We start from the raw sequence: 13,442 nt of genomic DNA, 5'->3' as shown, positions 1-13,442 counted from the left end.
GCTTACATTAATTAGCGACCAATATCTTAGATGCTACTGCTGATAGATCCTGAATGTCGATTTTGCCATCCTTCACGATATCGAGCATCGCATACTTCGTCCAATCTGGATCAGACGATGCCTTTCCGTATGCAGCCGCGATCATTGCCAAGTCGCCAATGGAAATTTTGCCATCGCCATTTACATCTGGATTCGGAGTCGTATTCTTAATGACCATATCCAGAGTGGTATTCGCTATGGTTGTTTCTACCCCATCAGCATTCGATACAACCCCATTTTTCGCTTGAACCGAAGTTCTGTTTGTCTCTGTAACCGATTTAGCCTTGAAATTGAGTTGCAGGACATCACAATCTATGGAAATGCTGCCCTCACTTCCTAAGCCGGCTGCAATGATGCGTAGTTTCCCAGGCGCTTCAACTGCCTCCACAATCTTAAAGTTTTCATGCAGAGAACGATAGGATACCAATTCCAGAAGAGCTGGATCATACTCAAACGTTACATCTTTAGCATTGATACCATCTGTAACATTTTCCAGTCCATAAATAAGACTAAATTCTTTACCCGCCTGTACCTCATCAGCGCCGTTGAATGCGCCTGCCAGAGTCTCTGGAGCGGAATCGTCCGTCTTCACAACGAAATCCACCCAGCCATTAGCACGGATCTGAATCGTGAAGCTTCCTGTTTCAGCATCCCATGAGGTAACTGGCTCTTCATATTGATGCGTACCGTCGTTATTCGTCAAACCTTGCTTGATCTCCAAAGTCGGCTCTTCAGAAAATCCCTTCAACGTAATCGTCGCCGCTCTGTATCTGTCATCATTTCTTACAGCATCCGGAATGTAATGATCTAATACATAATCATAGAACTGACGATCATTATCCGAATCCCAGTGCCAAGTTGACCCATCTCCCGGTCTACCATTACCAGGAATGTAACCATCCCAGACATCATTCTTATCCACCAAATAATTGTTGAAATTGAAAGATAATTCACCTTGCTTTTGGTCGTCAATCATGACATACGTGTACGGTGCAAATTCCACATTCGCCGTTACACTGTTGTTGCTCAAACTTACTTTTGCGAATTGTGTAGCATCAAGCTCTGCGTCCACTCTGCTGTCAATATTCCAGTTATGGTTATATAGGAACCACGTGTTATTCAATTCATGCGCATAAGCGGTTCCTTCATAGGTCTCAGGGTACAGCTCATTAAAGAAGGCCTTGATACCTGCTTGATTCTTGAGAATATTAACAACTTGCTCCTTATCATAAACGTACTGGAACTTGGATTTCACATCTTCGCCCGTACGCTTTGGTAATGATGGAATGGTGCCGTATCTGCCTGTGAAGTACGTCATCATCGTCGTATTGTTGTATCCATTATTGTTCTTATCGCCATACAGTGGGTTCAGGAGATTGCCTGTAGCCGTCCGTGAAAGGCTATCGAGCGTTCCCTTTTCCGCGGAGTAAGCGAACTTCGTCTTCGCGATAACTTCATCCTTCGTTGGAATATCGTAATCCTCCATATATTCCATCGCTTTCGCAATTGCCTCTGTAAATGCTGGCGTAAATTGATTGTTCGCCCCATTGTTCGTTGCAATGGATGTCATGTGATCCGGATGCTCGTAAGAAAATACCGTTGCTCCTACTCTGGCCTGCTGGATCATCCGCATTGGCGCGAATAGTTCTGGGAATGTGAATGGTCCTCTGCACTCTTCTGCGCCGCCCATCACACCAAAGGTATCATGGCCGTGCAGTGGTCCGAAGCCTTCAATGAACCACATCCAAGAATCAATCAGTGAGCCCCAGTTGCCAGCAATATCTGCCATCCATGCGCCTTGAACAACGCTCTCATGGGAGTTGTAACTTACATTACTCCATGCGCTTGTTGTTTTGGCGAGCAGGATAAAATTCTGTTTAAACTCTTTCAGTGTATTAAACAAGCCTGCATGATCCAGAACACTTTCGACATAATCACTGTTGTCGTTCATATCCGAATAAACCACATAGCCACCTTGTTCAGCTGCAAGTAAAACTTGTAGTTTCATATATTCGGAACGCGCCGTTCTTTGCCATCCTGCTGTTGCGTTGTGATTCTCAGAGAAGAGAACACCTCGCATGTTAGGATATTGCTCATACATTTCTCTAGTCCACTCGATTGAAGGAGGCGTATATTCTCCATCGTCGGATGTGCCAGAATTGGATACCATGATAAAGAATGGAATATCATCGCTCGTATCATTCGGTGTATTGTTCAAGGTTTCAGCAAATCGGTCCTCGTACCAAGCCAAGGTACTTGCGGTTCCTTTCACGCTGCCGGAGGCATGAATGATGATGACTTGATTATCAACCAGATCCTCACGAATTCGGTTTCCGTTGATATCTCCATTTTCGATGCTATCCCAGAATCCTTGAATACTCTTTCCGCCTTGCAGTGGTCCAGGCAGACTAGAGTTAACCTGACGATACAGATGATGCAGGAATAATGGATTCTCATCGTTAACGGTCATACGAAGCGGAACACCAGCAGGATATTCTTTCACTTTCACCTTAATGGTGCGAGTGAGAGCTGTACCCGTTAACGCAGCTGTAATAACAGCCTCTCCTGTTGTTAATGCTTTCACTAATCCCGTGCTCGAAACACTGACTGCGCTGCCGTTGGAACTTGACCAAGCAATGGATTTATTGTTGGCATTATATGGCTGAACGTTTGCGATGACTTGAATAGACTCATCTTTGTACATTTCTGCCGTAGCAGGAGTTAGTGTGAAATCGTTGATACCAATTACTGCTGTATCGCTGTACTTTACAACAAGCTTATCGATGTCGATAATATTGGATGATGAACTTGGATTCTTAGTTCCCGTTGGTACGATACTGATCGTATGAACGCCTGGCTTCAGATTGGTATTCTCATAATGTGTATATCCAAATTTGGCATCGGCCCCGCGTCCATAGGTATCCACAGTTGCTGCCTTTACACCGTCGATCCATACTTCGCCGATACCAAAGTTTACATCCTTCTGACCGATCCAGCGAATACCTGTACCATAGAATGTTAAGGTAGCTTTTGCACCTTTTACTGAAGAAACTGCGATTCCTTCACTATCCAGATTGCCCCAGCCTTCGTCATAGACAATATCTTTACCTAGGGCGTCAACATCATGCCATGTTGCCTCAGCATCTGGTTCTTTGTCAGGAATAATAGGATCACTTGGAGGCGCGGTAGTTGGTGTGCTTCCTTGACCGAGATAAAGACTCAGGTTTGCGAATGTGTTTTCTGTATACCCGGTTCTCCAGCCATTTTGAACACCATTCGTGCCACCGCTATACCATACTCTAACTTTATCTGTTGCAGCATCATAAATCAGGCTTGATCGGTAGATGAAGCTGCTGTCCCACTTGCCTTGCGCAACGTCCATAATCTTTTTATCATATGTCGTCCATACCTTGCCATCGTTTGACTTAGCGAAGAAAAGGTATGTCTGCGCGGAACTTCCGCCGTCAGGGTATGCAGGGTAGATCGCCCAGTATTCGTTCTTCTCTGGAATGTACTGAACGTTCATATGCCAGATTTGGTAATTAGCTTGATCAAAGGTATCAGCCAGTGAAACAGGCTCGCTCCAATGAATACCATCCTTGGACAATCTGTAGTCGATACGGTTGGATTGATTATTATAGCCTCGATCTCCTGTGTTTACGGACCACATCTTCCAGATGCCATTCTCACCTCGGACCACCGAAGGAGAAAGAGCATCATAACGATATGTAGTCTTAATTACGGTTTGGTATTGTGGAGTTGCAACACTTGTGCCGTTATCTCCTTTGGAGATAATGAACAATCTAATTTCTGAAGGCGCAAATCCATTGCCACCATGTCCAGGGTCATCTTTTGCCCAGTTATAGTAGAAGTATAAGGAGTCGTTCTCTGGATTGTAGACAAGCTCTGCATCACAGTTATGATATGGACGCGGTTCTTCCTTAACACCTGTCAAAGGATTGCTTACACCTATCGGGGCTACCCACGTCACATTGTCGTTAGAAGCAAGCAACGATGGATTCTCAAACTGTGAGTTTCCAGATTGGTTAGGTGTTGTCGCCATCCAGTATTTGTAGCCATTCCAGCCGTCTTTAAAATAAAGCACATCGGGATGCGTCTCCCCTTTTTGCTTACCGTTAGCTGTGAAAATATCGCCTAATTCAAGAGGATTCTCTGCATTTGGGAATGGCAGCTTTGTTGTTGGTTCTGTTGTTTCTGCATTTGCCCAAGCCTGCAACTCAACGTAATGGCCTCCCTTTTTCCCTCCTGTATCGTGTCCATTGTTGATTACGCGGATATATCGCCCTGTAATCGGAGCAGAGAATCTGATTTCTTTACCTGCAGAGGATTCGGCATAAGCTTTATCCGTACCTGCACCAAAACCGAAGAAACCGCTTTCATCTGCATTGTACACAATATCCTCAGTTGTGAAATTAGCATCCTTTGATAGGAAGATAATGGTGTCTTCATACGAACGGTTATCATTAAAATAACGCCACAAATTCAGTTTTTCCAAATCATAGCTCTTACCCAAGTCGATCTGCACATAATACGGATCTGCCTTGGTCTGAGCCATATCCCTTCCTGTTTCTGCATAGTTAACATTCGAATTTGTACCAACGATACCATCATTCAGCATGCTGGCTGGTCGGTCGGTGCTCCCTCCTTTGTTAACGCTTGCAATACCTTTCAACGCAACATTCGTTAATTGTGCTTCAGTAATAACGGAAACATCGGCCTGAGCATGATCTTGCGCATATGCTGCATTTGGCCCTATTATCATCGATAAAGCTAGAAGAGAACTAAAGTACTTATTCCACATGCCTTTTCTTTTCTTCATGAATGCACCCTACCTTTCTAATTTCCACTCTGTTGGTTCTGAAACTACAATAAGATAAAAGGATAGCAAGTCACACTTTCAATACGAGAAAACAGGTTATCTCCGCACCTCCCTTCATATCAACAAACTTACTCCTTCAGCTCAATCACGATTACCGTATCCGCCGCATCAGGCAAAGGATAAGTGAAATGGGGAATGCTACCTAGGCAAGCAAACAATATGCCTTCATAAGCTTTCGTAATCCAGCTCTCCCCGCGCTGTACCTGTACACCGTCAGCCAGTCGATACATTGATTTCACCTGATCCGCGGGTATGCCAGTGAGCGCGAGTGGGCCAATCTGGGCTTCCAGCACATGAGCATAAATTTTATTGCCGTTGCGTGTATATCGACCCCATTCCGGCTTATTAATCTCAGCATAGCCGCATCCGTAAATACTCTCCGAATTGAGGCTCATCCATTGTCCGATTTCCTCCAAAATTTTCATCGACTGATTATTAATCGTTCCTCTAGCATCAGGCCCAACATTAAGTATCATATTGCCGCCCTTGCTTATGCACTCGACCAACTTTCGAATCAACATCGAGGAAGGCTTATAATTCAAATCGTTGGGAGCATAGCCCCAGTTGTTATTCATAGTCGTGCATAATTCCCAAGGCAGCGGGACACCCAGCTCATTTTTGATGCCTTCTGGCGGAATAATCTGCTCCGGACTTGCAAAGTCTCCGCTCCATTCCGTTGGATTAGCGGTCATAATACTGCCGCCGCCTTCACCGCTCGCCTCCAAGCGATTATCAACTATAACATTCGGCTGCAGAGAACGTACCATTTCCATAAGCTCCTTAGCGCGCCATGTTTCGCCACGCATATGCTCATAGGAATAATCGAACCAAAGAATATCAATTTGCCCATAGTTCGTGCATAACTCTTTAATTTGACCATGCATATACGTTAAATATTGATCGAAATCGATCACATCATCTTTATAGGCTTCATTCCCGCGCATTGGATGCATCAAATCGTCATACTTCGGATAATGCGGATGCTGCCAGTCAATTAAAGAATAATACAAGCCTACCTTTAGGCCCTCCGCACGCACAGCGTCCACGAATTCACGAACCAGATCTCGCCTACAAATGGTGTTTGTCGATTTATAGTCTGTGAGCGCACTGTCGAATAGGCAGAAGCCGTCATGATGCTTGGCAGTCAACACGACATAATTCATGCCTGCTTTTTTAGCCGCTTTCGCCCAAACAACAGGATCATAATCAACCGGATTGAATTGTTCGAAATAATCCTTATATACATCCGCTGGGATTCGTTCCTCACTCATTACCCATTCCCCGCGTCCAGGTATTGCGTATAACCCCCAGTGTATAAACATTCCAAAACGATCATGGCGAAACCATTCTGTTCTTTTGAATAAATTTGACATATCCCTTACTCCTTATCCTTTAACCGCACCGGCAGTCAGGCTCTTGATAAATAGATTAGATGTAAAACTGAATAACAATATCGTTGGAACAACAGATACGATAATTGCTGAGAACATACCGTTAAAGTCTCTAGCGTACGCTGTTCTAAATTGACCTAGCAATGCTGGAATCGTCATGTGATCCTTGCTCTCAAGCAACAAAGCTGCGAAGTAAAATTCATTCCAATTGTTTAGAAGTGAAAGAACGGCAGCCGTAGCAATTCCAGGCTTAGCCAGCGGCAGGATAACCCGGAAGAACGTAACGACTTGGCTGCAGCCATCGATTAAGGCAACCTCCTCCATCTCCTTAGGAATCGTTAGGAAATAATTGCGAATAACGAAAAAGGTGACCGCAATGCCAAGACCTGAATAAATGAGCACTAGACCTGTTCGCGTGTCATACAGTCCCATCAAGTTAATTAACCGATAAATAGGAAAGCTGATCGAAATGGGCGGTATGAACAAAGTTGAAGCAAACATAAGCGTGATGAGGTTTTTTCCCTTAAATTGAATTCTTGCGGACACATAGGCTGCCATGGATACGAAGGTAACACTCACAATCGTCGACAAGACCGATACCATAATGCTGTTCGAGAAGTAAGAAGCTATGTTTAGCTTCGTAAATATCGTAATATAGCCGTTGAAAATCCATTCCTCCGGCAAGCCAAGCCCTCCTGGAACTTCTTTGAAAGAGGAAATGAACACCCAAAGTACGGGATATACGGAGATGAATAAGACGATAAGGATCAAGCTATATTTAAGCAAACCAGCAAGTATTGTTTGCCATACACTGTCTTTACGAATTTGATTCATGTGGTCTGCCTCCTGCGTTAATAACTTTCATTCGCTCGGAATATGCGAGAAATGAATACGACTAATAAAATTCCTAGAATGAACTGTATAACACCGGCGGTATTAGCCAAGGCAAAGTTCAATTTCGTACTACCCATTGCGGTTTGATAGATATAGTAGCTTAAACTGTACGTCGAATTATCCGGACCGCCTTTGGTCATCAACTCAATCTCATTGAATAACAATAAGCTATAGTTTGTAGCTAATATCGCTACCGTACCGATCATTGGTCTAAGGAGTGGAAGCGTAATATGAATTTCTGATTGCAGAACGTTGGCTCCATCTATTTTGGCTGCTTCATAAATATCATTGGAGATAGAGAATCGCTGCGTCATGAGCAGCAGACTATTCACGCCGCCAAACAAAATAAAGGCAAACGTTACACCCCAAAAGGAAGCACTAGTATCGGCCAAAATATTCAAGTTCACATCGGGATTGAACTTCCTAATCACTTCGGTTACTAATCCGCGAGCAGGATCATATAAATTTACGAATATCAATCCAATAGCAGCGGACGAAATAATGTTAGGAATAATAAACGCATTACGAGCCAGCACCCAGCCTCGAGGTTTTTGAGAGAGCACAAGCGCTACGAGCAATGAGAATGGAATCTGTATAAGAAGAACAAGTGCGACCCATTTAAGTGAATTGAACAACGCCGTGTTAAAAAAATAATCATTAGTAAAAAGCTTAATATAGTTATCGAACAGATGGGTCCATCCTAGAAGTTCAGGACTGTTCAAGTTTTTAAAATCCCATTTGCTAAAAGAAGTAAAAAAGATATTAGCCAGCGGATACGCGTAGATGAGCAGGAACATCACGATAGCCGGCAATAAAAAACTAATTATAAATCCTTTTTTCCTTAAGCTTTGCATCAGCTTCTCCGCTCCTTCCTGTTGTCAAAACAACAATGAGGTTCATTTCAAGAGAACCTCATTGTCGTGTACTGCTTCTAAGCTCTATTGCAAAGTTTCGTTCAATTCTTTCACAATTGCTTCGACATCTTTGCTGCCATTATGCATTGCTGCATATTTGCCGCTTAGCGCACCAGCGATATCCGGATTCCAGTTCGCTCCAAGCGCCTTTGTCTTATAATCTGCATTAGCTGCCAGCATGCTAGCTTCTGCAAGCTTTTTCAATCCAGCATCAGAGCCATTGATATACTTTTCATAATCCAAACCGCTATAAGCCGGCATAGCTAACACTTTTGTGAAGATACGCTCCGCAATTTCCGGACTCATCATATACTTAACGAACTCTACGCTTGCTTGAATCTTCTCGTCACCTTGCTTATTACTAATTACATAACCAGGCGATGCAGATACTAGAGCCGCTTTCTTCCCAGCTTCATTAGTAGGGAACACCGCCGGCTTAATATGCTCTGGCTTCACTTTCTCCAACTCTAGGAAGCTGCCTGCTTCCCATACGCCGTTGAATAACATTGCGGAATCTCCGTTCATGAAGTCATCACGATAGGACTCTGAATCCGCCGCGCCAAAGTATTGCGTCTTGATCTTGCCGAGCGCATTCTTTGAAATAAATTCAGTCGTATTCTTGAATGCGGCATTATCGAACGAAGTTGGAAGCTGCGAAGCAAAGTCACGTCCTTCTTGCGTACCGATCAAATGAGCATTGAACAAAATGTCAGTCGGCCAGCCTTGATTCATAGAAAATGGCGTTTTCACATCTTTGGATGCGCCAAGCTTATCTACCGCAGCGCTGAAATCATCCCAGGTTTGCCATTTGTCCGGTGTTACTGCACCAGCTTTAATAAATAAATCTTCGTTATACCAGAAGCCCATTGTTTCCAATTGCTCGCGAACGGAATAAATTTTTCCATCAATATTATTTTGCTCATAGTTAATGCCTACGCCTTCTTTGAACACTGGATCAGCATCAATATAAGGCTTCAAGTCGACAATTACACCAGCTTCAGATGCAACAGGGATAATATTCCAACCACCTACATCCACGATATCAGGGAACTCGCCTCTTGCTATTTCTTGAATTGCTTTGTTGTATACGCCTTCTCCGCCAGTATCCAAAGCAACAGGTTTGAAAGTAAACTCATCTTTGTGAAGCTCAGCGAAATCATCATATATTTTTCTCATTTCAACGGCGGCTTGCCAATCATCCTGGAAATAACCATGATAAAATGTAATGGTCTGCTTCTCACCTGCAGGCTGCGAAGAGCTTTCCCCTGGAGCAGCTTCTCCGCCCTTGTTGCTAGAACAACCTGTTAGAGCTAGTACAGTGATAGCACTTAGCATGATACCCTTCGTTAGTAGTTTTCTCATCTTCATTCCCCTTTGTTTGTGATTAGAATAGCTAGTTACTATTGCTTGATGCTATTATCACAATAAAGGCATTTAAAATTAATAAGCTATATTGACTTCTACTTGTGTCCTTTTTGTTGAATCGCTTTCATTTGAGGTTATTGTCCAAAAATCCAACAAAACATTGTGTTTTTTTGTCATTGTTGATATTTTTCTACCAAACTCTTCGTACATACGAATTGCGAAATCCCCATAAAAAAATCCTCCCAGTATTCAATCAAGGGAGGATTTTTTCATAGGCAGATAAGAGATCCGAATGAAATGGGAAGAGTTTGAGGCTTATACGCTTACGTTGTCCTCAAATCGAATAAATTCGCACCAGCTTCTTTATGTTTTCCCTGATCAACAGCTACAACCTTACCGCCGGAACGAATGGATTCTGTTGCTGCACAACCGACCGCTACACTCATTCGTCCTGCAAATGGGGTCGTTAACGGTTGCTTATCATATAAAATCAGATTGACGAAGTCTTCACAGATACGCGGATCAGCCCCGCCATGTGTTCCAGGAAGCTGTTTCATATCATAGGTAATATCGCTCATTTCCTGCCATGAACCGGATTTTCGTGTTTTCACATGAATTTTATCATTTACATCATCGTTTTCAATTCGACCCTTTGTTCCGATAAACGTATAGTTACGGGAATAGTCTGGGGTAAAGTGGCACTGCATATATGATGCTTTGATTCCACCCTCTAATTCCATAATAACCATGTTGTTGTCTTCCACATCAATTTCTTCTCGAAATGCGCATTGCGTCAGCCGTGACATACTTACATCCGGACAAGTATCTTTCACATCGCATTCAGGACAATGCAAGTCATTTGGCTTATTGCCTCCGTAATAATCAAGACTGCCAAAAGCAGATACTTTCGTTGTATAACGATCTGTCAACCAATGTATTACATCGAAATCGTGAGAAGCTTTTTGTAATAGCAATGAAGTTGTATTTTGGGCTGTACCGTGCCAATCATGATAATAGAAATACCCGCCAAGTCCAACAAAGTGTCTTACCCAGACTGCTTTTATATCACCAATTACCCCTGATTTGATGATTTCCTTCATGGTTTGGTACATGCCCATGTAACGCATATTAAATCCAATCATTAAATGCTTTCCTGACCGTTTCCATTCATCTAGAATGCGATCGCATGCTTCAACTGTGATAGCTAGCGGCTTTTCACAATATACATGTTTGCCGGCTTGTAAAGCTGCTATTGCGTGTTCTTCATGCATGTAATCAGGAGTGAAGATGGCGATGGCATCAACGTCTTCCCTTGCAAGCATCTCTTTGTAATTAGTTGTCACAAATGCTTCCTGATTCACATTTTGTTGAAATTGTTCTAATGCTGTCAGCGATATATCGGCAGCTGCCACGACAACAGAATTGCCACCTGGCTTATGCCAATATTGGATAATAGAGCTCCTTCCACCTGCTCCTAAAATTCCAATTCTTACTTGTTTCATTTTCTCCACCCCTTTATCATAAAAACAACAGTTTATACGGCTTGTCTGAATTCATTGAAATCGTAACATATCCATCTACTGGGTCTACTCTTCGATCCTCTTTTCCCTCTTCACGAAGAAGTACCTGCTCTGAAGATTTATAGACAAAGGGCTGACTCGATTTATGGCTTACCGTCATTTCCGTTACCCGCATCCTATCCCACTTTATACTTACTTCAAACCCACCTTGAACACGCACACCGGAAAGAGAACCTGCGATCCAATTTGAAGGAAGTGCCGGTAACAATTCGATAAATCCTTTATGCGATTGGACAATCATCTCGACCACACCAGCGGTATAACTAAAATTTCCATCAATCTGGAATGGTGGATGTGCGCCAAGCAGGTTCGGGTACAGTCCGCCGCCTTTCATAACTTCACCCGTTTCTTCGACAATCTTAAATAGCTGTTGAAGTAACGAATGTACTCGTTCGCCATCCTTTAGCCTGGACCAAAGACAAATTTTCCAGCCGAGGCTCCAACCTGTTCCTTCATCCCCTCTTCTATTTAGTGATTGCCGAATAGCTTCTATGATTGGACCATCTGTAATCTGGCACCCTGGATAAAGACCATATAAATGGGATACATGACGGTGATGTGGCTCACCATCTTCATAATCAATCAACCACTCTTGCAGTTGTCCATACTTACCGATTTGCAGCGGGTGCAAGCGTTCTTTTGCTGCTTTCACTTGGTTAATAAACTCATTGTCGATACCGAGCACAGCTCCAGCCGCAACACAGTTTGAGAACAAATCCCATATGATTTGCAAATCCATCGTTGACGCTTTTGTAACGGAGCCCACCTCTCCATTCTCTGCAATAAAACGATGCTCTGGCGATGTGGAAGGCGATGTAATGAGGTAGCCGTTCTCATCCTCTATTAACCAATCTAAACAAAACTCCGCAGCACCTGCTAGAATAGGGAACACTTCCGCCAAATACGCCTTGTCCTGTGAATAGGTGAAATGCTCCCATAAATGACGAGTTAACCAAGGCCCTGACATTGGCCAAAAAGCCCAACTCGGATCACCATGTCTATCACCGCCGACAGGATGAGCATGCCTCCAAATATCTGTATTATGATGGGCCGTCCACCCCTTCAATCCATACCTTTCACTCACCATTTCCTTGCCGGTTACAGAGAGCTCACGGATAGCTTGTAACAGAGGACGATGACATTCAGCCAAATTCGTCACTTCTGCAGGCCAGTAGTTCATTTCCGTATTTATGTTTAATGTATAGTTGGATGACCAAGGCGCGCGCGTTAAATCATTCCATATTCCTTGCAAATTAGCAGGTTGTGAACCCTCTCGAGATGATGCGATCAACAAATATCGCCCATACTGAAATAGAAGTTCAATCATTCCAAGATCTTTCGGACCAGATAATCGTATCCTTTTATCCGTATCAACCTCTTCTTCCGATTGTTCTTTATCTAATTGGAAGTCAACCCGGCGATATAGGTTTTGGTAATCCAGTATATGCGCTCTTCTCAGCTCTTCGTAAGATATACCCATAGCACCGGTTAATATCGCTTCATTTTTTTGAGACAGGTCATCGAAGTTCTTACCCGGTAATTGGTCATAACCATTGTAAGAAGTAGCCATCGATAAATAGATGATCGTTTCAGTCGCATTGGTTATGACGAGTCTTCCGTTCTCTGATTCGATTTGTCCGTCCTTCTGATCTACGCCCACTCTTCCTTCAAAATGAATAGCGTCTGTTTCGCCAAATTGTCCATAAATAATGGGAAGCGAGTTGTCTCCTTCGTAATAATTCGGAGCACAATATTCAGGACAAACCCCTTGAATAATTAAATTATGCTCAGTAGAATGAACAGCATTGTATTTCAACGGACTATCCAAGGTTATAGCTACGTTTAACATTCCTCTAACTGAACTTGCTAACTTAATCACTAATACTTGATGTGGGTGTGACATAAATGCTTCTCTCGTGAAATCTACTTTACCGACTGCATAGTTCACCTTAGATATGGCCTGCTCGATATTTAACTTTCTTTCATAGTGTCTGGTTACATTCCCATGCAGAAATTGCAGCTTCAAATTTCCGAACGGCATATATGCTTGTGTATAAGGACCAAACATATTTTTCGTTTCGCTTATAGCTTCGCCGTATTTCTCTTCATCGATTAAATGTCTTACTTTTTTTAACGATTCTCTATCATCATATGACTTATTTTTACGCGGCGGACCGGACCACAATGTGTCTTCATTCAACTGGAATTGTTCGGTTTCAACGCCACCGAAATGCATTGCACCCATTCTTCCATTCCCTATCGGCAGAGCCTCCGTCCAAGTGTTAGCCGGTTTTCTATATAACAATTCGCAATTCCTCATCGTAACATCACCTGATCCTCATCAATATGTAAATCACTT

General features: G+C 43.1%; 7 protein-coding genes. All 7 read right to left on the bottom strand.

Annotation, left to right across the window (positions count from 1 at the left end; translation table 11 throughout):
• Nucleotides 1-7: 7 nt before the first annotated feature.
• Nucleotides 8-4,879 (bottom strand): glycosyl hydrolase family 98 C-terminal domain-containing protein, encoded by a 4,872-nt coding sequence (locus tag AC0YN6_RS06220; protein WP_475745772.1) that lies wholly within the window; start codon nt 4,877-4,879, stop codon nt 8-10.
• A gap of 128 nt (nt 4,880-5,007) precedes the next feature.
• Nucleotides 5,008-6,312, bottom strand: a complete 1,305-nt coding sequence (locus tag AC0YN6_RS06215) for an alpha-L-fucosidase (protein ID WP_475745771.1) — start codon at nt 6,310-6,312, stop codon at nt 5,008-5,010.
• A 12-nt stretch (nt 6,313-6,324) separates the two neighbouring features.
• The gene (locus AC0YN6_RS06210) at nt 6,325-7,164 is read right to left on the bottom strand and encodes a carbohydrate ABC transporter permease (protein WP_475745770.1); all 840 of its coding nucleotides are present in this window, start codon (nt 7,162-7,164) and stop codon (nt 6,325-6,327) included.
• A gap of 17 nt (nt 7,165-7,181) precedes the next feature.
• Nucleotides 7,182-8,078 (bottom strand): carbohydrate ABC transporter permease, encoded by an 897-nt coding sequence (locus tag AC0YN6_RS06205; RefSeq protein WP_475745769.1) that lies wholly within the window; start codon nt 8,076-8,078, stop codon nt 7,182-7,184.
• A gap of 84 nt (nt 8,079-8,162) precedes the next feature.
• Complete coding sequence (locus AC0YN6_RS06200; protein WP_475745768.1) at nt 8,163-9,500, bottom strand: ABC transporter substrate-binding protein; 1,338 nt, start codon at nt 9,498-9,500, stop codon at nt 8,163-8,165.
• A gap of 326 nt (nt 9,501-9,826) precedes the next feature.
• The gene (locus AC0YN6_RS06195) at nt 9,827-11,005 is read right to left on the bottom strand and encodes a Gfo/Idh/MocA family protein (protein WP_475745767.1); all 1,179 of its coding nucleotides are present in this window, start codon (nt 11,003-11,005) and stop codon (nt 9,827-9,829) included.
• A gap of 16 nt (nt 11,006-11,021) precedes the next feature.
• Nucleotides 11,022-13,388 (bottom strand): glycoside hydrolase family 95 protein, encoded by a 2,367-nt coding sequence (locus AC0YN6_RS06190; protein WP_475745766.1) that lies wholly within the window; start codon nt 13,386-13,388, stop codon nt 11,022-11,024.
• Nucleotides 13,389-13,442: the final 54 nt, after the last annotated feature.

Source organism: Paenibacillus sp. J22P15, assembly GCF_056269345.1.
This window is presented reverse-complemented; position numbering and strand designations above follow the sequence as displayed.